This window comes from Catenuloplanes niger (assembly GCF_031458255.1).
Lineage (GTDB): Bacteria > Actinomycetota > Actinomycetes > Mycobacteriales > Micromonosporaceae > Catenuloplanes > Catenuloplanes niger.
In genome coordinates this window covers 9693469-9714602 of sequence record NZ_JAVDYC010000001.1, presented here as the reverse complement: position 1 = coordinate 9714602, position 21134 = coordinate 9693469, and the positions used below count along the sequence as shown (strand labels likewise).

Here is a 21134-nt window from a genome sequence, read left to right as displayed (position 1 = left end):
CACCGGCCGGTGCCCGCACCCGGGGCGCCGGCCGGTTCCGTCACCACCGCGATGATCACGAGCCGCTATCGTGTCCCGGTGACGCACCTCTGCATCGACTTCGGCACCTCCAGCACGGTCGCGGTGGTGGACGGCCGCCCGGTGCTCTTCGACGGCGCACCCTCGCTGCCGTCCGGGGTCTGTGCGGACCCGAGCGGCCAGTTGCTCGTCGGACCGGACGCGGCGCACGCGGCCCGGACCTCCCCGGAGAGCTACGAGCCGTACCCGAAGCAGCGCGTCGACGAACGGACCGTGCTGCTCGGCGACGTCGAGGTGGCGGTGCAGGACCTGTTCGCGGCCGTGCTGCGCCGGGTGGCCGGCCAGCTGGCCACGCCGCCGCGCCGGGTGACGATCACGCATCCGGCAGCGTGGGGCGGCCGGCGCCGGCAGGTGCTGCTGGACGCGGCCGCCCGGGCCGGGATGCACGACGTCCGCCTGGTCAGCGAGCCGGTCGCGGCCGCGGCGTACTTCGCGTCCACGGTCGGCACCACGATCCCGGCCGGCCGCGGCGTGGTCGTCTACGACCTCGGCGCCGGCACGTTCGACGCGTCCGTGATCCGCCGCACCGGCGACGGGTTCGAGGTGCTGGCCACGTCCGGCCTGTCCGACGGCGGCGGTCTCGACCTGGACGCCGCCATCGTGGCGCACCTCGGTGCCGTCTACGGGCCGAGGGACCCGGCCGCGTGGGAGCGGCTGATGCTCCCGGCCTCGGCCGCGGACCGGCGCGTGTCCCGGGCGTTCTGGGCAGACGTGCGGACCGGCAAGGAGATGCTGTCCCGGTCCGCGGCCACGCACATCCACGTGCCGCTGCTGGAGACGGAGGCGCCGCTCGGCCGGGAGGAGTTCGAGTCCCTGGCCCGGCCGGTGATCGACCGTACCGTGGCGAACACCCGCGCGGTGCTGCGCGAGGCCGGCGTGGCCGAGTCCGCGCTCGCGGGCGTGCTGCTGGTCGGCGGCGCCAGCCGGGTGCCGCTGGTCGCGTCCACGCTGCACCGCGCGCTGGGCGTGGCGCCGACCGTGATCGAGCAGCCGGAGCTCGCGGTGGCGCACGGCGCGTCCCGGGCCGGCGAGGTCAGCTGGACCGACGCCCACGCGACCGTACGGGTCGCCCGGGACCAGGTGCCGTACGCGATGCCGGCACAGGCCGGGTCGGACCTGGCCGCCGTGCTGAACGGACCGCCGGTGCCGCTGATGCCGTTGACCGCGCTCGCGGCCGCCAAGCGGGCCGGTGACGCGGCCGCCCGGCCGGGTGGCACGTCCTCCGTGGAGCCGCCCGCCGCGGTGCCGTCCACCGTGCGGCCGGTGCCGGCGCCCCGGCCGGCATCCGCGGGGCCGGCCGGCGCGCCGGAGCCGCACGTCGGGGTGACCCGGCCGTACGCGCGGGTCGGTGCGCCCGAGGGCACGGTGACCGGCGACCCGGTGCCCACCGGCCCGGCACCCCGGCGACGCCGCTGGCCGGCCACGCTGGCCGCCGTCGTCGTGCTGGCCGCGGCGGGCGGCGGGTATGCCGTGTACCGCAACGACCGCGAGGTGGATCAGTCCCGGGGCGCCGGCCCGTCGGCTCCGACCGGCGCCGCGGCCACCCCCACCGGCCCGCTGCTCAACTCCGCCGGCGATCCGCTGGACCCGCTGGTCGTGCAGGCGGTCCGCGAGGCGAACCCGGACGTCCCCGACGCGTACCGCTCCCTGCCCGCCACCGACTACGCCGGACGGGGACCGATCGTGATGGTGATCGACTCGTCCAACTCCTCCGGCGGCCGGCTGCGGCTCCGGATCCGGGAGGCCGCGGTGGCGAACACCGGCGACACCGACGGGCAGGGCCCGTGGTGGCTCGCGGCCGCCGACGGCGCGGAGTTCCGCACCATCAACGGCGGCACCGTGCCGCTGGCGGACTTCGTGGCCGCGCTGCCCGGATATCCCCGCAGCCAGACGTACGGCATCACGTTCGGCGCCGACCTCACGATCACCGAGATCAGGCAGCTGTAACCCGCCCGTCAGTCGTCGATGGCGAGCGCGGTCGCGTTGCGGTCGATCCGCGAGGAGAGCCGGGACAGGAACGGCGCCGCCCGCAGGCCCCGGTTCCGCAGCCACAGGCCGTGCCGGGTGCGCGGGATCAGGAACGACGCGCCGACCGCCATGTCCTGGTTGCGCCGCACGTAGTCGCGCATCGCGGCCTCGTACCGCGCGAACGCGTGCTCCGGCGCCCGGCGCAGCTGACCGGCCAGCACGTACGCGCCGGCCAGCGCCAGGCTGGTGCCCTGGCCGGACAGGAACGACGGAGCGTAGCCGGCATCCCCGGCCAGCACCACCCGGCCGGCCGACCAGGACGGCATGCGGATCTGGCTGACCGTGTCGAAGTACAGGTCGTCCGCGGCGTCCATCGCGTCCAGCAGGCGGGGCACCTCGCCGCCGAAGCCCGCGAACCGCTCACGAACCCGCTGCCGTACGTCGTCCGCGGTCCAGCCACGGGGCGGCTGCGGGGCGGTGAACACCATCAGAGTGAACAGCGACGGCCGGTCGCGGACCGCGTACATGGTGGCGCCGAGGCCGGGCCCGTTCTGCAGCACCGCCTCGTGGGACAGCCCGGCCGTGTTCGGCACCGAGAACCCGGCGAAGCAGAAGCCGAGACAGCGGTGGTACTGCTGCTCCGGGCCGAACGCCAGCGACCGGGTCCTGGAGTGCAGTCCGTCGCACCCCACCACCACGTCGACGGTACGCGGCGCGCCCCGCTCGAACGTGACGTCGACCCGGTCGCCGTGCTGGGTGAGGGTGCGGACCGAGTCGCCGAAGACGTACTCCACCCGGTCCCGGGTCAGCGCGTACAGCATGTCGCTCAGCTCGCCGCGGGGCAGTTCCACGTCCCGCTGCGTCTGGTCGCCGAGCAGCTTCGCCACCTCCACGCGCGCGGCGACCCGCCCGTCCGGATGCAGCGCGGTCAGCCGCCGGGTGTTGATCGTCGCCTCGCGCAGCGCCGGCAGGATCCCCATCCGCGCGCAGACCTCGATCGCCGACCCGCGGACGTCGATCGGATAACCACCCTGCCGTACGCCCGCCGCCCGTTCCACCACCGTGACGTCGAACCCGTACCGGTCCAGCCAGTACGCCAGCGCCGGGCCCGCGATGCTGGCCCCCGAAATCAGCACACGTCTCATACTTCTCGATGCTTACTTACCGGCCGGCAGGTAGTCAAGCGCGGGTCTATGATCACCGCATGCCACGTCCGAACGCCGACACCCGCGAGGAGGCCCGGCGGATCGCGACGGAACTCTTCGCCACCCGCGGCTACGAACAGACCAGCCTCGCCGAGATCGCGACCCGGCTCGGCATCACCAAGGCCGCGCTCTACTACCACTTCCGCTCCAAGAGCGACCTGCTGCGCAGCCTCGTGGAACCGATGCTCGACGACATCGAGGCCCTGGCCGGCGACCTCCCGTCCGATCCCCGCGCCACGCTCGAGGCCTACTTCGACACCTGCCACCGCCACCGGGCCGTGCTGGTCGGCCTGCTCCGCGACGTCGCCGTCCTCAACGAACTCAAGATCGTCGACCGGATCATCGCGGTCCGCACCCGCATCGACGCCGCGCTCACCGACCCGACCCCGGCCGGCCGGGTCCGCGCCGTCGTCGCGCTCGGCGGCCTCCAGGACGCGGTCGTGCTCTTCCCGGACGACCCCACGCTCACCACCACGCTCCGCACCGAGGCGGTCGACGCGGCCCTGCGTGCCCTGGACCTCCCCGCCTGACGCGGGCCGGCACCCACGCCGGAGTTACAGTCCGTTAGTGATCAACTTTGGGGTGGAGCTGTACCTGGGCAACGCGTCGGCGATGTGGCGGGCGGTGGCGGACGAGGTCCGCGCCGAGGACGATCATCAGCGGGCGGAGACCGCGGCGGTGTCCCGGATCCTGATGACGCGCACGACCGGGCCGGACCGGGTGGCGGAGCTGCTGCGGAGCCGGCTGCCGGGCCGGGCGCTGGTGGTCGAGGACCTGTTCGCGGGCGGCCGGGTCGCGCGGCTGCCGGACGACGCGAGGGTGTGGCAGATCCCGGTGATGGTGCGGCCGGCGGGGGAGATCGCGGTGCCGGACGGCGTGCGGGTCGCCCGGGTGAGCGACGAGAACGACCTCGCGGACGCGGAGCGGCTGATCGTGGACGGCTTCCCGATGGCGGTCTACCAGCCGCTCGTGCGCGGGCGGGCGCTGCCGCCACGGGTGCTCGGAGTTCCCGGGTGGAGCGTGTGGCTGGCCTACCGGGACGGGGTGCCGGCGGCGGCCGGATACACCTACGACGACGGTACGTCGGTGGGGCTCTACTGGCTCGCGACGCCGGCCGAGCATCGCGGGCACGGCCTCGGGCGCGCGCTGCTGAGCACCGCGGTCGCGGCCCACCCGGACCGGCCGGTCACGCTGGTCGCCACGGACGCGGGACTGCCGCTCTACGAGTCGGCGGGCTTCCTGCCGGTCGGCGGGACCGCCTGGTACACCCGCCGCGCCGGCTGACCACCCCGGGTGGTGGAACCGGCCACGCCGGAACCGGCAGGGAGGCCGGCCACGGCCGATCGGTGCCCGCGGGAGCATGCGGACGGCGACCACGCCGGGAGCGGGCAAGCGGATCGGTGATTTAGTGGTGTCATGTCACGGGGACTGACCTATGCGGACGCCGTCAAGATCCTGGGTGGGTCCGGGCCGGCGGCGGCGATCGCGGACAACCTCGCCGGCGGGCTGCTGAGCGCGGCCACGCTCGGCGGCAGCGACGTGGCGCTGAGCCTGTTCGACGCGAAGAACGAGATGGTCCGGCTCGGGCACCTGGTCTCCGGGCGGATCGCGGAGGCGGTCGGCGGGCTCGGGCGGTACGACCGCAACCAGCGGCTGCGGGCGGCGCACAGCGTGCTCGTGGTGTCGGCGTGTTTCGCGGCGGTCGACGACTGCCTGACGGCGGGCGGCGTGGAACGAGCCGGCTTCGACCGCGACGAGCAGCTCACGCTCGCGCTGCGCACGCCGGCGGACGGTGAGTGGCTGCCGCGGCTGCTGAGCCCGGAGATCCCGGCGCCGAGCGCGGACCGCGGCCTGGACCGGCTGCTGCGCGACCTGGAGGCGTGGAGTTCCCGGTTCGCCGAGCGGGTCGCCGCACACCTCGAGGGCCTCGCGGTCTGGGACGCGGCCGACGATCGCACGCGCCGCGCGGTCCGTCGCCTCCTTGAAGATCAAATACCGGTTGACACGCTCCGCCGGTACGAGGAGAGCCTGCGCCGGCTCGCGGCCGACGTACCCGAGTTCGATCTCTGGCTCCGCGGTCTCGAATTCCGGGCGGCCGCGCGTGGGCTGGAGGCGCTCGAGGCGGCACTGCTCCGCGCGACCTCGCACCGCGATCCGCTGCGGCAGCGGGCCCGGCTCGCCACCGCGTACCGGGCCGAACTCGATCGTCCGATCCTCGGCGGGGACGCCGGCGAGCTGGTCCTGCCGTCGCTCGGCGGCGCCTACCTCGATCCGCGTTTCCGGGTGCGTGCCGCCGGCCCGGCCGCGCGCCCGGCCGACGAGTCGTGGTGGGAGGTGACGCCACGCGACGATCTGGCCACGTTCCTCGCCACGCACCTGACCTCGCCGCAGGCCGCGGACGCACCGTTGCTGCTGCTCGGTCAGCCGGGCGCGGGCAAGTCGTCGCTCACCCGGATCCTGGCCGCCCGGCTCCCGGCCGCGGACTTCCTGGTCGTCCGGGTCGCGCTGCGCGAGGTCGCCGCGGACGCGGAGATCCAGGACCAGATCGAGGCGGCGGTACGGTCCACGATCGGTGAGACCGTGTCCTGGCCGTCGCTGGCCGGCGACGCGGACGGCGCGATGCCGGTGGTCCTGCTCGACGGCCTGGACGAGCTGTTGCAGGCCACCGGCGTGCAACGTTCCGACTATCTGGCGCGGGTGGCGGCGTTCCAGCAGCGTGAGGCGGTGCTCGGGCGACCGGCCGCGGTGCTGGTGACCAGCCGGCTGGCGGTCGCGGACCGGGCGCGGGTCCCGGCCGGCAGTCTCGCGGTGCGGCTGGAACCGTTCGACGACGCGCAGGTCGCGCAGTGGCTCGACGTCTGGAACACGGCGAACGCCGGCCGGCTCCGCGAGCCGCTCACGCCGGACGTGGTGTTGCGCTTCCCGGACCTGGCCACTCAGCCGCTGCTGCTGCTGATGCTGGCGCTCTACGACGCGACCGCCGCCGGCGGCGATCTCCGGCGGGCCGACGCCGGCCTCGACACCGGGCAGCTCTACGAGCGGCTGCTGCGCGAGTTCGCGGCGCGGGAGGTCGGGCGACTGCACCGGACCGACACGGCCGAGGTCTCCTCCCGTCTGGTCGACGATGAGCTGCTGCGGCTGTCCGTGGTGGCGTTCGCGATGTTCCATCGGCTGCGGCTGTGGGTGACGGCCGCGGAACTCGACGAGGACCTCGCCGGCCTCGGCCTCGAACCGATCGTCGCCGGACCGGCCGAGGCGTTCCAGCAGCCGGTGACCGCGGGCCAGGAGATGGTCGGCCGGTTCTTCTTCGTTCAGCGCGCGCAGGCGGAGCGGGACGGACAGACCCTGCGCACGTACGAGTTCCTGCACGCCACGTTCGGCGAATACCTGGTGGCGCGGCTGGTCGTCGAAGCCGTGCGGGACGCGGCGGGGCGGTCCCGGGCCCGGACGCTGCGGCTCGGCGCCGCGGACGACGACGACCTGCTGCAATCCCTGCTGGGATACACGGCGTTGATCGCCCGGGCGAACGTGCTCCCGTTCGTCACGGCGCTGCTCGGCCGGCACGAGGCCGAGGACCTCCGACCGTGGCTGATCGAGCGGCTGCGGTCGGCGGTGACCCGGCCACGTCACGCCGAGCGCCGGTACGCGCCGGTCGACAAGCGCGCCGACTACTGGATGTCGACGTACTCGTTCAACCTGCTGCTGCTCACGCTGGCCTGCGGCGGGCCGGTGCGCGCGTCGGAGCTGTTCCGGTATGCGAGGGACCCGGCCGCGTGGCTGCGGGACATGAGTCTGCAATGGATGGCGGCGGTGCCGAGCGGTATCTGGCTGGACACGTTCGACACCGTGTCGGTCACCCGGGTGTGGACCGAGGACCGGCGGCGCGACATCATGCTGCGGGCCGGGCGGCCCGGGGCACACCACGATCCCGGAATCGGCTGGTCGCTCCGGTCCGCACCGGACGCCGAGACCGCGGTCGTCTCCGCGAACCGCTTCCCGCTTCAGCGCGCCCTCGCGTCGATGAACCTGACCGGGGCGCTGAGCGACGACGCGCTCCGGCACGCGGTCTCGCCGCTGCTGGATCGCGCGCCGACGCTGGTCGGGCGGTTCGTCAGGCACGGCCCGGGTGACACGGAGTCGATCGGCCACAGTCTCGTGCGGCTGCTGCTGTCGTCCGCTTTCGAGGACGATCCGGAGGCGCTGTCCGAGGCCTACCGCAGAGCCGCCGCCGCGATCAACGGCCCGTGGCCGCGCCAGGACCGGCAGACGCGCGAATCGGATATGTCCGTCATCCGGCTGGTCGAGCGGCTACTGCACAACGACGAGAGCCGGCTGCCGGCCGATGAGGTCGAACGGATCAGGCGGTCGCTCGTGCCCTTCGCCCCCGACTGGGAGTTCCCACCCGGCACGTGACCAGGATCCACCGCCGACGTGCCCGCCCACGTCCCAGTCCTGCGTTCCTACACCGCCACCGCCGGAGGCCGCCTTCGGTGCGGCCGGTGCGGCCCGGCCACCGCCCTGCGCCGCCATTGGCCGCCTTGGCGCCGGATCGGGCGGTGTCCGCGCTCCTGGCCGCGCCCTGGGCCGCGTCCGCACCCTTCGCCGCGTACTTCGCGCCCTTGACCGCGCTGGCCGCGTAGCCGGCGAACGGAACCGCGGACGCGGCGGACAGCGCCGCGTTGCCGTAGTCGCCCTCGGCCGCGTACCAGGCCGCGTTCGCCAGATCCGCGACCTCGCCGACGCCCGGGACCAGGCCGACCACGTCGAGTGCCGCGTGGCCGATGTCGCTGAGCGAGAAGTGCCCGTCGATCTCGACCTGGCTGACCGGGTTGCCGCCGCCGAACGCGGCGCAGGCGGCCGGCGACGCCATCTCCGTCATCGACGTGCACACCGTCCAGGAGGTCGCGCGGTACGGGACCGGCGCGCAGACCTGCCCGACGCACCTCGCCCGGACCGGGGGCGTGCTCTGGTGCGGGTACGGCTGCGACTCCGGCACGTTCAACGGCGGCATCGGCCGGATCGACCTCGGCGCCTCCACGCCGGCGGCGGAGACCGGGCAGCAGCCCGGCAACGTCCGCTTCCAGCGCACGCCCCGCTCACCGCGCGCGACGACGCGGCCGGGCCGGTCGTCGCCGGCCAGCCGCAGCTGAGCCTCTCCACGGTCTACGTCTACGACGTCGACACCGGCGCGAACACGCTGACCCAGCGCACGTCCGGCACCGCGCCCGGCGGCAACCTCAACGAGATCGCGCTCGACGGGTACGGCGAGACGCTGTTCACCGGCGCCGGATCGCGCAACGCGGTACCGGCCTACGCCACCGCCGACCTGTCCGGCCGCGGCTCGTACTGCACCGGCTACCACCCGGTCGCGGTCGCACCGTCGCCGGACGGCGGCTACCCGGCCACCGGCGTGCGCTCCACCGGCGACGACGTCTACGTGTACGAGATCGGCGGCGTCCAGCCGGAGCGCCGCGTCGACCTGGGCAACGACGTCGTGCTCGCGGCCCGCGGCCTGGCCTGGCGCCCGGCCGAACCCTGGCTGTACGCGATCACCACCCCACCGGCCGGCGGCGCCCCCGGCCCGCACGTCCTACCGAGCCTGTAACCGGCCCGCCGGGATCCGGCGCCGGGCGGGTCGTTCCGGCGACCCGCCCGGCACCCGGACCGCCCGTGGTGGTGGCGGTGCTTGCGGCGGACGGCGGTTCGCGGGACAAAGGATCATGCGAATCGCCATGCTGTGCGTCGGCAGCCGGGGAGACGTGCAGCCGATGGTGGCGCTCGGCGTGCGGCTGCGCCGGCGCGGACACGACGTGCTGCTCGCCGTACCGTCGGATCTGGTGGGTCTCGCGGAACGCGCCGGGCTGGTGGCGGTGTCCGCGGGGGTGGACGCGCGCGAGTTCCTGCAGTCCGCCGACGGCCAGCGCCTGCTCGCCGCGGGGGACTCCCGGCGATACCTGACCGCGCTGGCCCGCAAGCGCGCCGCGGTGATCGGCGACGTGCAGGACGCGCTGATCGGCGCGGTCCGCGGCGCCGACGTGATCGTGGCCAGCCGGCTGGTCGAGGACGACGCGGCCGTGCTCGCCGAGCACGCCCGGATCCCGCTGGTCTGCCTGCACTACGCGCCGTCCCGGCCGAACCGGGCGATCGCGCCCTACTTCGTGACGGTCCGCCGGCTGCCCGGCCCGCTGACCGCGCTCCTGCACACCGTGGCCGCCCGCGTGCACTGGCGGGCGATCGCCGGCAGCGTCAACGCGCTGCGGGCCCGCCTCGGGATGACGCCGGTGCGGGAACCCACCGGCCACCGCCTGGCCCGCGCCGGGACGACGGAGATCCAGGCGTACAGCCGGGTGCTGGTGCCGGCGATCGCGGGCTGGGACCCGTACCGGCCGACGGTGGGTTTTCTGGGTCTGGACGCGGCGACCCGGGCGCGGATCGGCGAACACGGCACCGCCCCGGACCTCGCCCGCTGGCTGGACGACGGCGACCCACCGGTCTACCTCGGATTCGGCAGCATGCCGGCCGTCGAGCCGGACCGGATGCTCGGCATGCTCCGTGACCTGCCGGGCCGGGTGCTGGTCGGCGCCGGATGGGACGTGCCGCCGAGCCGGAACCTGTTCGTGGCCGGCGCGCTGGACCACGACGCGGTCCTGCCGCGGTGCCGCGCGGCGGTGCACCACGGCGGTGCCGGCACGACCGCGGCCGCGCTCCGGGCCGGGCTGCCCAGCCTGGTCTGCGCGGTCCTCGGCGACCAGCCGTTCTGGGGCGAGCGGCTGCGCGCCCTCGGCGCCGGCGACTGGCTGCGCTTCGCCGACCTGGACGCGCGCCGGCTGGGCGACGGCATCGCCCGGCTGCTCGCCCCGGACGCCCGTGAGTCCGCGGCCCGGCTGGCCGGGCGGCTGGCCGCGGAGGGCGACGGCACCGATCGCGCCGCCGACCTCGTCGAGGCGGCGGCCCGGCCCCGTCCGTGACGCCCCGGCCGCGGGGCACCGCACGGCCGGGGCGGGTGCCGGGAATGCCCGGGACGCCGGATCCGGACGGCGACGTGGATTACCGTGAGGGCGGGGTGCCGACCCACAGGCGGGACACAGCGTCCGCTCAGGCGGCGCACGGCGGCGGACAGCACGCTGGCCGGAGAACGACGTCGGCGAGCGGAGGACAACAGATGAGACGCACCTACCAGGGCCGGGTACTGCCCAAGCAGGACGAGGAGGTCGTCGACCAGGGGCTCGGCTTCGACCTGGAGACGCTGCTCGGGCGGCGGCGGGTGCTGCGCACGCTCGGCCTGGGCGCGCTCGGCCTCGGGCTCGCGGCCTGCGGTGACGGCGGCTCGGACACGCCGTCCGCGACGGCCACGACCGGCGGGACCAGCACCGGGGAGATCCCGGACGAGACGGCCGGGCCGTACCCCGGCGACGGCTCCAACGGGCCGGACGTGCTGGAACAGAGCGGCGTGGTCCGCTCCGACATCCGGACCAGTTTCGGCGGTACCGGCACCGCGACGGCCGAGGGCGTGCCGATGACGCTGGAACTGACGATCCTGGACACGGCGAACGGGGACGCGCCGTTCGCGAACACCGCGGTGTACGTGTGGCACTGCGACCGGGGCGGCGGCTACTCGCTCTACTCGGACAACCTGACCGGGGAGAACTACCTGCGCGGCGTGCAGATCGCGGACGCGGCCGGCACGGTGACGTTCCGCAGCATCGTGCCGGCCTGCTACACCGGGCGGTGGCCGCACATCCACTTCGAGGTCTACCCGGACCAGGCGTCGATCACCGACTCGACGAACGCGATCGCCACGTCGCAGGTGGCGCTGCCCGAGGACATGTGCGACACGGTCTTCGCACAGACCGGGTACGAGACGTCCGTGTCCAACCTGGCGCAGCTGACGCTGGACTCGGACAACGTGTTCGGCGACGACGGCGGCGCGTCCCAGCTGGCCACCGTCACCGGCGACGTGAACGGCGGGTACACGGTCGCGCTGACCGTGCGGGTGGACACCCGCACGGAGCCGGGCGGGGGAGCGGCGCCGGAGGGCGGCGCGCCGGGCGGGGGCGACCCGTCCGGTGGTCCGGGCGGCCCCGGTGGGCCGGGCGGCACCCCGCCGTCGGGCATGCCGGGTGGTCCGCCGCCGTCGGGCGCGCCCGGCGCCTGAGCGCGCGGCTTCTGGGCGCGCGGCTTCTGGGCGCGCGGCCGGGCGAGGTCCGCCGGGCAAACGGCACTCGGCGGACCAAGGCCGTTCCGCGGACCAACGCCACTCGGCGGAACATCGCGACGAAACGCCCACGCAGCGAGCGACGTCGATGGTATGGACCTATCGTGCTGCGTCATGGGCATGTCGAGACGCACGCTGCTGTCCGGGTCGGCCGCCGCCGGTCTGCTGTGGACCCCGCTGGGCCGGCTGGGCGATCCGGGCCCCGCGCCGCCCGGCTTCCCGGCCGCGATCCCGCACGAGCGCCGTACCTATCTGAACTGGTCCGGGGAAACCGTCGCGGACGACGTGTGGACCGCGTCACCGCGCACCCCCGCGGACGTCGTCGCGCTCGCGAACTGGGCGCACGGCCAGGGCTGGCGGCTGCGGCCGCACGGCTTCCGGCACGGCTGGTCGCCGCTCACGATCGCCCCCGGCGACGACGCCGACGTGGTGCTGCTGGACATGACCGCGCACCTCACCGGCATGTCGATGGCCGCGGCCGACGAGGTGCGGGTGCAGGCCGGCGCGTCGATGGACGCGCTGCTGGCGTACCTGGAGCAGCAGGGCCGCGGCCTGGCGCACTGCCCCGCACCGGGTGACCTGTCGGTCGGTGGCGTGCTGGCCATCGGCGGCCACGGCACCGCGATCCCGGCCACCGGCGAGACCCGCGCCCCCGGCACCACCTACGGTTCGCTCAGCAACCTGGTCACCTCCGTCACCTCGGTCGTCCGGGACGGGTCGTCCTACGCGCTGCGCACCGTGCCCCGGTCCGCGCCGGACGCGGCCGCGCTGCTCACCGACCTCGGCGTGATCTGCCTGGTCGAGGTCACGATGCGGGTCGGCGTGAACACGAACCTGCGCTGCGTGAGCCGTGTCGACATCCCCGCGGACGACCTCTTCGCGGCCCCCGGCGGCACCGGCCCGAACACCGTGGAGTCGTTCCTGGCCGCGGCCGGGCGGATCGAGGTGATCTGGTTCGCGTTCACCACCCACCCGTGGCTGAAGGTGTGGAGCGTCGCGCCGGAGCAGCCGCTCGGCAGCCGGCCCGCGCTCACGCCGTACAACTACCCGTTCTCGGACAACATCCCGCGGCCGGTGGCCGAGATCGCCGGCGCGATCCTGAGCGGGCAGTACTACCTCGCGCCGGTGCTCGGGCAGCTGCAGTACACCACGTCCGCGGCCGGCCTGACCGCGTCGCTCGCGCTCGACCTATGGGGCCCGTCCAAGAACCTGCTGCTCTACATCAAGCCGACCACACTGCGCGTGCACGCGAACGGGTACGCGGTGCTGACCCGCCGCGCCGACGTGCAGTGGGTGCTGCACGCGTTCGCCACCGAGTACGAGCGCCTGCTGCACGCGTACGCGGCCGAGGGCCGGTACCCGGTCAACGGCGCGGTCGAGATCCGGGTCACCGGCCTCGACGACCCGGCCGACGCGGAGGTGCCCGGCGCGGAACCGCCGCTGCTGTCCGCCGTGACCCCGGCACCGTCGCACCCGGAGTTCGACACCGCGGTCTGGCTCGACGTGCTCACGCTGCCCGGCACCGCCCACGCGAACGCGTTCCTCGCCGACCTCGAGGCGTTCTGCTACGCCACGTTCACCGGCGAGAAAGCGCTCACCCGGGTGGAGTGGTCCAAGGGCTGGGCCTACACCGCCGCCGCACCCTGGACGAATCAGACGCTGCTGGACCGGACGATCCCGGCATCGTTCGGCCCGTCGTGGCAGCGCGCCGCGACCGAGCTGCACGCGCTCGACCCGCACGGCGTGTTCCGCAACGGCTTCACCGGCGGCCTCCTATAGCAGCAGTGCGGGCAGCAGCAACAGGCCGGCGCAGGTGAGGACACCGATCGCCGCCCACGTGGCGAACAGGGCGATTCGCCAGCGCCGGTAGACGGAGCCGGTCATGGACGCACCTCCCAACCGTCGAGGAGCCAGTCGACGAACGTGTTCACCCCCGCTGAGGGATGCCCGGCCAGGCGCGCGTCGACCAGGAAGAATCGGGCCGACGCGGAGTTGAGATCGATCGACCGCACCAGGTTGCCCTGCTCCAGCGGGCCGTCCAGCCAGGTGCGGATCGAATCGGAGTCGCCCACCTGGGCGGCGGTGAGCTGCGGCGCGATCAGGTCCGCCTTGCTCACCACCACCGCCATCCGGGTGTTCCTGGTGCGGACCCGCATCTCGTGCAGCGCGTCGATCGTGTGCTCGAACACGGTCTCCGGTGACTCGGCCGCGCGGACCGGTTCCAGCCGGGCGCGGTCACCGGCGCTGAGCGAGGCCCACAGTGTCGGCACCGACAGCGGATCGACGATGAACACGTACGCCGGCTTCGCCCGCAGGTACAGCAGGTCACGGATGCCGTCACCGCGCCCGAACAGCTCACCGGCCGCGTCGAACAGCACGACCCGGGCCGACCGGCGTCCCCGTTCCAACCACAGCGACACGCCACGTTGCGGCCCGGGCGGCGTCTTGGTGACGGTCGTGCCGCGGGCTCTGATGTCTCCCACCTGCCGGTACCAGGCCTCGCTGTGCGCGTCCGCCGGCCTCATCGAGCCGTCGGTGCGGGAGAACTTCTCGTCGAGCGCGATCGACACCGCGGCCAGGAACTGCGTCTTGCCCGCCCCGGACGCGCCGAGGACCGGCACCACTATCTCCGCGCTCCGACCCACATGGGACGGGAGGTCCTGCCCGCAGTGGGGGCAGAACGCCCGCATCCGGTAGCTGCCCAGCATGAGCAGCGTCGGCATGCGGTGCCCGCACTTGCAGGTACGGTGCAGCATGCCGTACCGGCCGGGGCGGATGTCCCGGTGCTGGTTGCCGCACCCGTCGCAGTAATAGCCCGGATAGGGCACCCGGTGGTAGCAGTGGGTGCAGGTGATCCGGATCCCGCGAACGATCAGCAGCGCGGAGTCGATGAGCCGGAGTGAGTAGATCACGACGATCCCGACCGCCCACAGGATGCCGATCACCAGCGCCTGGATCGCGAGCACGACGGACAGGAGCACGGCGGCGAGCAGGAAACCGGTGACGATGCTGACGAGCATCGTGAAGCCGACGATGCGGTTGCGACTGTCCACCAGTTCGTCGTCCTGGCCGGGGAAGTGCTTCCGCCGGATTCGCTTCTGTTCGGCCTCGGCCGCCTTGGCCTGCCGCTGTGTCGCGATCTTGATGGTGTGCAGGACGTCGCGCCACACCGGACCGAACAGGTACTGCACGTAGGCCGGCTGTTCGGTCGACAGGCGGGGCGCCAGTGGCTCCGCGGTGCGGCCGATGCCGAGCCCGGCGGCCATGCCGATCGCGTAGGCCCGGATCGCCACCACCGCCTCGAACAGCGTGCACCCGATCAGGACGAAGGGGACCGCGGCGAACGACGTACCGATCCGCTGCCAGTCCGGGCCACGCGGCGTCACCGGGATGTACATCGGGAAATACTCCGGTTTGCGGGAACGGCCTGCCATCAGAAAGTCCGCCTTCGCGACTCGGCCTCATCGGAGGAGGACCCGGTGCCGAACGGCCACCGGGATCGGAACCGGTCCAGCAGACCGGGCGGGACCTGTGTGAACCACTGCCGGGCGAACTCCGCGTCCTCCGGGTCGGCGGTGGCGACCAGGATCTTGTGCAGTTCGTTCTGACGGCGGCGGTTCCAGTGGCCGGCCGTGTCCAGCAGCACCCGGTCGAGGGCGACGGCCGTGTCCCGGATCGCCGGTGTCGGCTTGAGCGTCGCCAGATACCGGCGGGTCCGCAGCGCGCGGGCGGCCAGGTGCAGGTCGCCGTCGCGTGGACCGAGCGATCGGGCGAGCTCCGCGTAGTACATCCGGCCGATGTCCCGGCGAGCGATCATCAGCTCGGCGCGCACAGGGGATCGTTCCTCCCGGGAGAGTTCGTACAGCAGCGCCTCCGCGAGATCCTGCTCCGGCGGACCGAGCCGGTCGAACCAGCGTCGGATGTCGTCCCGGACCACGGCCCGGCGAGCCGGTGGGACGGCCATGACGGCGCGGGGCCAGGCGCGTACCTCGCGGACCAGGGTGACGCGCCGGTTCGCCTCCGGCGGCAGCGGGGCGTCGGCCAGCGCCGCGCACAGGTCGGCGTACCGGCCGAGATCCGCCACGGAGGGTGGGGTGAGGACCGCGACCGCCAGCCGGTCGATGATCAGCGCGGTGTCGAAGCGCTCGGTCATGCGCAGGGCGAGATCGGGCGGCCACGGGTCGGCGGGCAGCACCCGCTCCAGCACCCGTGGGTCCGCGTCGGTGCCGAGCAGCGCCATGGCCTCGGCCGGGTCGAGCCGCCCGGCCCGTACCCGTGCGGCGACGGCCAGCTGCCGCAGTTCACGTCCGGCGTCGCGAAGCTCCGCCGCCAGCAGTTCGCCTGCCTCCGTGGCCAGCGCCGCCAGGATCCGGTCGAGCTCGGCGAATCCGACCTCGTCCAGGTAGCCGACGACGCCGGCCCGGACCGGCGCGGACGTCTCGAGTAACGCCCGCGTCGCCTCGTCGCCGGGCGAGCTGAGCAGAGCCGGCCCGACGCGGTGCCCGGTGGCGCGGAGCAGGTCGGCCGGCAACCGGACACCGCTGCCGGACGCCCAGCGCAGGAGTACGACCGCGGCGGGCGCCGGCAGGCCCGGCAGCGCCGCGCCCAACGTCGCCTCGGCGTGCTGATGACCTCGCGGGGTACGGATCGGCGCGGATGTCGTGATCGGCGTCGGGTGCGGCCCGCGTACGCGCGCCACCAGCACGTCGACCGTGCCGCACTCGACCCGTTCGAGCAGGTGCGGTGCGCTGCTCCGGCTCGCGGCCCGGGCCAGGAAGCCGAGCGCCGTCATGATCCGTTCGTCGGAGGCGTCCACGGCCGTCAACCGGTCCAGGACGGTGCCGGCGACGCGTTCCACCAGCGTGCCGTCGAGCCGCGCCGCGTTGTCGGCCAGCCAGGGCACCACCGCCTCCCACGCTCCGGCCGCGGCGGCGGGCGGATCCGGAAGGGACAGCACGGCGGTCGCGGTCACCGGAAGCCAGTCGTCGAACGAGTCCTCGGCACCGGTGCCCAGCTGCCGGCTCAGCTCCCACACGCCCGCCGCCCGGCCCATCGGCAGCCGGCCGAGCAGCAGCGCGAGCGGGTGGGGTTCCAGTTCCGCGGTGCGGCCGGAGACGGAGTCGAACACGTAGTGGCTGGACTGTCCGAGCGCCGTCGCGCCGTCCGGCACCGTGCCGGCGACGTGCACCCGCGCGTACCGGGGATCGTCGAGGTAGGTGGCGAACGACATGCGCCGCGCGGTCCCCGGCGGAAGGAGCACGCTGAGCGCGGCGATCATGCATGCCACGTCGCCGGAATCCTCGGCCACGAGGACGACCTTGCGCTGCTGCCGCCGGATCGCGTCGTCGGCGGCGGTGAGCAGGACGGGCAGGATCGTGCTGTCGGCCCGGTCGGCCAGCCGTACCGCGGCGCGCGGCCCGGTCAGTCCGTCGAGTTCCGGTAGTTCGGGATGGTCGACCGGCTCGTGCGTCCAGAACGGCGCGTCCCACAGCTCGATCGGCAACCGGCCGGCGAAGTCCTCGTCCGGACTGCTGGTGACCAGCGCGTGCGCGAAGTAGTTTCCGGGTCGTCGGGAGTAATCGGCCCCGGTGTAGACCACGTTGGCGACCACGGTGACCGGACCGGGCCGGCAGCACAGGTTACGGGGCGCCCGGCGGACCGCCTCCGCTACCGGCATCGTCGTCAGATCCCGCGGCGGCCGGTACGTGGTCAGCGCCTCGACGTCGCGCAGCACCTCCGGCGCGATGCCCGGGCTGGCCGCGTTGAACTGGAACCCGGCCGTGCCGGACAGCCCGGTCCGGCACGACGTGTAGTACAGCTGGCCGAACGCCATCGCCCGCTCCTACGGCTCGGTCTTCGGGATCGTGCCGAACTCGCTGAGCAACCAGAGGAACGGGTCCGGCACCCGGCGGGGCTGCACCCCGTACTCCGACACCCGGTGTGCACCGTCGTCGGCGACCGGGCTGCCGCCGAGCGCGGACACGGAGAAGAAGCGGTACCGCGCGAAGTTCTTGTCCAGATTCGCGATCATGCCGCCGCTGTGCCATCGGTCGAGCAGTTGCCGGACCTCGTGATCGACGGCGCGACTGTCGGCCTCGTCGAAGACCGGCCGGTCGTGCGGCGCGTCCCGGAGCAGGACATTCTCTTCCGGGAGCGTGCCGAACAGCGCGTCCATCTTCGAGAACACCAGCGCGATCGGTTTCCGGATCCGACCGCGACGGCCGGTCCGCAGCGCGCTCTGGAGCAGCTCGGTGATCCGGCCGAGCACGCTGTCCGGGTGGTCCTCCGGCGCCGGCTGCTGGGGCAACAGCGTGCCGGTCTCGGCCAGCGGGCGGGCGCCGCGCATCTGCAGCGGGTCGAGCATCAGCAGGATGCCGTCCGCCGCGACCAGGTATCGCACGTTGCGTTCCACGCTCTCCGCGGAGCGCAGGTCCTCGCCGGCCGTGTCGAAGAACGAGAAGAGACTGCGGTCGAGCTGGGGCCGGCCGAACCACCGTCGTCGTTCCAGCGCGACGCTGAAGACGAACGGCCGGCTCACGCCCTGAGCGGTGGCTGGCCGGGTCGCGCCGATCAGCCGGCCGTCGTCGTAGAGAAAGTTCTCGTACTCGGCACGGAAGGTGTTCTTGGTGTACTCGTCCGCCCCCATCACCGCGAGGCCGAACTGTTTGCCGACCCGATGGTGCAACTCGTGCAGCAGCACGGTCATGTAGACGGACTTGCCGCTCTCCTTCGCCCCGACCAGCGCGATCAGGTGGGTGCGCGCGTCACCGAACTGGGCCGGCAGTTGGCTGTGGCAGGAGCCGCAGAGCCGCTGGAAGGTCACCTCGCCGCAGATCGGGCAGACCGGATTGCGCCGTCCCGACCGGACCGTGAACGCGGGGTACCGCGGTTCGGTGTCACCGGTGTGCGCGGCGAGCAGCGAGTCGATGCGGGTCTCGCACCGTCGTCCGTTGGGGCCGGGACGGCCCGAGCAGCGGAACGTCATCGGCGAACTCGGGACCGGCCGGTAGCAGTACGGGCAGTGTGGATCCGTCACGATCGGGGTCGTCTCCTGTCCGGTTCGAGGAGCACGGCATCCGGCTCCGCGAGCGTGCATGTCGCCGTGTTCACCGCATCGGGCGGGACCAGCGCGGTCACGTCCTCGTCCAGGTCCTGCTCCGCCGGAAGCGGTCGGGCACGGACGCGACCCAGTTCCCGGGCGCCCACCGACAGCACCAGCTCCGGGAGTTGACAGGCTTGATCGCTGCGGAGCCGGAGCAGGACCCGCCGCGGAACCGGCCAGCGTCCGGCCGCCCGCAGCGCCCACCGCACACGTGGCGGCCGTGCCGGCACGCTGCCGGCCACCGCCGGGGACACCGTCTCCGTGTGCCGCTGCCGGACCACCGTGCGGACCGAGACGGTGACCGGGCGCGGGCCGACCGGTAGCCGGACGCCGCCGTCGTCCAGGAACGCGCGGCGGCTGCACGACAGTTCGCCGCCCCCGTCGGGCGTGGACCACTCCAGCCGCGCCTCCTGTATCCCGTCCGGCCAGATCCATCCGACCAGGACCGTGTCCCACTGCCGCCGCAGCCGGAGGCCGCGGACCACGGCGCTGAGCTCCACCGGTACGGAGGTGCCGATCACCGCCCGGCCCTGGCCCCGGGTGACCGCGGTCAGCACCGACCGGCCCTGCACCGCGGGCAGTACGGCCTCGGCGCGACCGTCCGGCGTGATCGACGGCACCACACCGCACGCCTGGCCGTGGCCGTCCACGTCACGCGCGGAGACGACGGTCCCGGGTGGCCACGGCGGCTCGGCGGCGGCCTGGCGGATCTCCACCCGGCCGGCGGGCGGCACGGTCCAGGTCAGCCGGGTCCGGGGCGTCCCCGTACCGGTCACGACGTCCACGGTCAGGTCGGTGACCGGTTCCGGGGCCGGTTCGACGACCACCCGGCAGATGACGGACGGACCTTCGACGCGGCCGGTGTCCGGGTCCGGGTACACCGGCGTGACGCGGTATTCGTACGCGGCGCCGAGCCGCACGTCGTCGTCGGCGAACGCGGTCACCGCGCCGGGCCGGTGCGCGACGACGGTCTCCGCGCCGTCGGTGCGCCGCATCACGACCACGTCCACAGCGGCGGGCGGAAGCTGCCAGGTGCCGGTCACCCGCCGTTCGGTGCCGGTCAGCTCGAACCCGGACACCGGCGGCAGCACGCGGACCGGGGGTGCCGCCGTCCCCGCGGAGACCGCGGCGCCGCGCTGCGCGAAGACGGTGTAGACCAGACTCGAGGCGACCGGTGGTGCCGGGTCGACGGCGTGGTTCGCGACGGTGCCGGCGACCTGGTCGCCGTCGTCCGGCCCGATCGCCGCCCGCCCGCCGGTTCGGATCACCCGATATGTGATCTCGCCGGACTCGGCGGCACTGTGTGTCCAGCTGATCGTCACCCGGTCGCCGTCCGGGCCGGCGCGCACCGCACCCGGTGGCGGTGGCGGGATCCGGGCGAGGCGCCCGGTCAGTCCCTCGTCGTCGGCGGCCAGCCGCACCGCGTCGGCCAGCAGCCGCGCCGCCTCCTCCGGACGGCCGTCCCGTTCGGCCTCGGTGGCTCGCGCGTCCAGCGTCGCCACCTGCTCCGCCAGCTGACGGACCCGGGCCCGGACGTCGGCCGTGGCCGCATCGTCAGCAAGCCCGGCGAGTAACGCCTCCGCTTCCCGTAACCGTTGCCCGGCGAGCGCGGCGGTGATCAGGGCGCCGTCGTCCGCCGGATCGGCCGCCGCGCCCGGCCCACCGGCGACCGCCACGGTGAGCTCGAGTGCCTCCTCCCGGTCGAGGCCCAGCGCGGCCGCCATGTCCGCCGCGACCCGCGGAGGCATACCGCCGGCCAGCGTGGAGCGGATCGACTGCACGACCTCCCACAGCACCAGCCGGTCGAGTGCGCCGGCGGCCTCGGCGTTGAGGAGCATGGTGAGCACCGTGTCCGCCGCGGTCAGCCGCGAGTCGCGGCTCCGCGTGGCCAGCTCCGCCTTCGCCTTCTCGACCGCCCGCCGGGTCAGCCGGCTGCCGTCGCCGCCGACCAGACGGAACCCGTCCTTGAGCCGGAACCCGCCGGCCAGCTGCTCCGGCGTGAACACGGCCTGCACACTGAGCCGGTGGCCGAGCAGCTTGAGACTGGGGCCGAGCGCGCCGGCGGTGCCGACCGGCGCGGCGCCCGGCACGTCCCAGTCCGGATCGATGACCCGGACCCCGCCCGCGGACAGCTTTGCCCGCACCTCCGCTTCGCCGGTGATGCCTCCGGTCAGTTCGACCAGGTGAGCGACGGCGGCCCGGGTCACGTACGGGATGCCGGCCGCGATGCCGGTGACCCAGGCCTCCAGCGTGGCGTCGGCCCGGCTCCGCTCCTCCTCGACCCGGGCGGTGAAGGCCGCGACGGTGAGCGCACCGTCGCGGCGTAGCTGCTCGTGCGCGGCGAGCAGCGCCTCGGCGAGTGGCTTGTAGACCTTCGTGCTCACCGCGAGTTTCCGCCAGTACCGGACGGTCTCGGTGATTCGTTCCTCGAACCGGTCCCCGGTCCGGTGCGCGCCGCTCATCGCGTATCGGACGAAGAGGTCGCGCGGCGGGACGTTGCCCGCCTGGCGCGCGGGGGCGAGTACCTCGGTCTTGTAGTGGTCCCACGCGTCGGATGCCATGGCCC

The 21134-nt window shown here is 74.1% G+C and carries 14 protein-coding genes; 8 read left to right on the top strand and 6 right to left on the bottom strand.

What is annotated here, in order from left to right; genetic code table 11:
- The first annotated feature begins 78 nt into the window (after nt 1-78).
- Entirely contained in the window at nt 79-2025 is a 1947-nt protein-coding gene (locus J2S44_RS42680; RefSeq protein ID WP_310429377.1) for an Hsp70 family protein, read from the top strand.
- An 8-nt stretch (nt 2026-2033) separates the two neighbouring features.
- Here the strand turns inward: J2S44_RS42680 and J2S44_RS42675 are convergent, their stop codons facing one another.
- Nucleotides 2034-3191, bottom strand: coding sequence for an FAD-dependent monooxygenase (locus J2S44_RS42675; RefSeq protein ID WP_310429375.1), 1158 nt, complete (start codon nt 3189-3191; stop codon nt 2034-2036).
- A 59-nt stretch (nt 3192-3250) separates the two neighbouring features.
- Between J2S44_RS42675 and J2S44_RS42670 the strand changes: the two genes are divergently transcribed.
- From J2S44_RS42670 to J2S44_RS42660, 3 genes are all read left to right on the top strand, one after another.
- Nucleotides 3251-3781: a TetR/AcrR family transcriptional regulator gene (locus J2S44_RS42670; protein ID WP_310429373.1), complete on the top strand. Its 531-nt coding sequence runs from the start codon at nt 3251-3253 to the stop codon at nt 3779-3781.
- A 37-nt stretch (nt 3782-3818) separates the two neighbouring features.
- Nucleotides 3819-4535: a GNAT family N-acetyltransferase gene (locus J2S44_RS42665; RefSeq protein ID WP_310429371.1), complete on the top strand. Its 717-nt coding sequence runs from the start codon at nt 3819-3821 to the stop codon at nt 4533-4535.
- Nucleotides 4536-4667: 132 nt separating this feature from the next.
- The gene (locus tag J2S44_RS42660; RefSeq protein ID WP_310429369.1) at nt 4668-7664 is read left to right on the top strand and encodes an NACHT domain-containing protein; all 2997 of its coding nucleotides are present in this window, start codon (nt 4668-4670) and stop codon (nt 7662-7664) included.
- Here J2S44_RS42660 and J2S44_RS42655 read toward each other — a convergent pair.
- Nucleotides 7609-8130: a hypothetical protein gene (locus J2S44_RS42655; RefSeq protein ID WP_310429367.1), complete on the bottom strand. Its 522-nt coding sequence runs from the start codon at nt 8128-8130 to the stop codon at nt 7609-7611. The two genes, J2S44_RS42660 and J2S44_RS42655, sit on opposite strands and share 56 nt — an antisense overlap.
- A 90-nt stretch (nt 8131-8220) precedes the next feature.
- Between J2S44_RS42655 and J2S44_RS42650 the strand changes: the two genes are divergently transcribed.
- The 4 genes from J2S44_RS42650 to J2S44_RS42635 all read left to right on the top strand — a co-directional run bounded on the left by J2S44_RS42650 (nt 8221) and on the right by J2S44_RS42635 (nt 13245).
- Complete coding sequence (locus tag J2S44_RS42650) at nt 8221-8856, top strand: hypothetical protein (protein ID WP_310429365.1); 636 nt, start codon at nt 8221-8223, stop codon at nt 8854-8856.
- A gap of 115 nt (nt 8857-8971) precedes the next feature.
- Complete coding sequence (locus J2S44_RS42645; protein WP_310429363.1) at nt 8972-10219, top strand: glycosyltransferase; 1248 nt, start codon at nt 8972-8974, stop codon at nt 10217-10219.
- A 194-nt stretch (nt 10220-10413) separates the two neighbouring features.
- The gene (locus tag J2S44_RS42640; protein ID WP_310429361.1) at nt 10414-11406 is read left to right on the top strand and encodes an intradiol ring-cleavage dioxygenase; all 993 of its coding nucleotides are present in this window, start codon (nt 10414-10416) and stop codon (nt 11404-11406) included.
- A 174-nt stretch (nt 11407-11580) separates the two neighbouring features.
- Nucleotides 11581-13245, top strand: a complete 1665-nt coding sequence (locus J2S44_RS42635) for a cholesterol oxidase substrate-binding domain-containing protein (RefSeq protein WP_310429360.1) — start codon at nt 11581-11583, stop codon at nt 13243-13245.
- Between the two features lie 101 nt (nt 13246-13346).
- Here the strand turns inward: J2S44_RS42635 and J2S44_RS42630 are convergent, their stop codons facing one another.
- The 4 genes from J2S44_RS42630 to J2S44_RS42615 are packed head-to-tail and all read right to left on the bottom strand — an operon-like array spanning nt 13347 to nt 21129.
- Nucleotides 13347-14864 carry a TRAFAC clade GTPase domain-containing protein gene (locus J2S44_RS42630; protein WP_310429358.1) on the bottom strand — a complete coding sequence of 506 codons (1518 nt, stop codon included), beginning with the start codon at nt 14862-14864 and terminating at the stop codon, nt 13347-13349.
- A gap of 35 nt (nt 14865-14899) precedes the next feature.
- The gene (locus tag J2S44_RS42625) at nt 14900-17299 is read right to left on the bottom strand and encodes a GTPase-associated protein 1-related protein (RefSeq protein WP_310429356.1); all 2400 of its coding nucleotides are present in this window, start codon (nt 17297-17299) and stop codon (nt 14900-14902) included.
- A 9-nt stretch (nt 17300-17308) separates the two neighbouring features.
- Nucleotides 17309-18502, bottom strand: a complete 1194-nt coding sequence (locus J2S44_RS42620) for a TRAFAC clade GTPase domain-containing protein (protein WP_310429354.1) — start codon at nt 18500-18502, stop codon at nt 17309-17311.
- The gene (locus J2S44_RS42615) at nt 18499-21129 is read right to left on the bottom strand and encodes a SaeA-related protein (protein WP_310429352.1); all 2631 of its coding nucleotides are present in this window, start codon (nt 21127-21129) and stop codon (nt 18499-18501) included. Before J2S44_RS42615 ends, J2S44_RS42620 begins: the two co-directional genes overlap by 4 nt.
- Nucleotides 21130-21134 lie beyond the last annotated feature (5 nt).

Excerpts from the sequence above, each read along its gene's own strand:
- J2S44_RS42660 (WP_310429369.1), top strand. The coding sequence starts at position 4,668 with ATGTCACGGGGACTGACCTATGCGGACGCCGTCAAGATCCTGGGTGGG.
- J2S44_RS42675 (WP_310429375.1), bottom strand. The coding sequence starts at position 3,191 with ATGAGACGTGTGCTGATTTCGGGGGCCAGCATCGCGGGCCCGGCGCTG.
- J2S44_RS42635 (WP_310429360.1), top strand. The coding sequence starts at position 11,581 with ATGGGCATGTCGAGACGCACGCTGCTGTCCGGGTCGGCCGCCGCCGGT.
- J2S44_RS42645 (WP_310429363.1), top strand. The coding sequence starts at position 8,972 with ATGCGAATCGCCATGCTGTGCGTCGGCAGCCGGGGAGACGTGCAGCCG.
- J2S44_RS42615 (WP_310429352.1), bottom strand. The coding sequence starts at position 21,129 with ATGGCATCCGACGCGTGGGACCACTACAAGACCGAGGTACTCGCCCCC.
- J2S44_RS42625 (WP_310429356.1), bottom strand. The coding sequence starts at position 17,299 with ATGGCGTTCGGCCAGCTGTACTACACGTCGTGCCGGACCGGGCTGTCC.
- J2S44_RS42640 (WP_310429361.1), top strand. The coding sequence starts at position 10,414 with ATGAGACGCACCTACCAGGGCCGGGTACTGCCCAAGCAGGACGAGGAG.
- J2S44_RS42670 (WP_310429373.1), top strand. The coding sequence starts at position 3,251 with ATGCCACGTCCGAACGCCGACACCCGCGAGGAGGCCCGGCGGATCGCG.
- J2S44_RS42630 (WP_310429358.1), bottom strand. The coding sequence starts at position 14,864 with ATGTACATCCCGGTGACGCCGCGTGGCCCGGACTGGCAGCGGATCGGT.
- J2S44_RS42655 (WP_310429367.1), bottom strand. The coding sequence starts at position 8,130 with ATGACGGAGATGGCGTCGCCGGCCGCCTGCGCCGCGTTCGGCGGCGGC.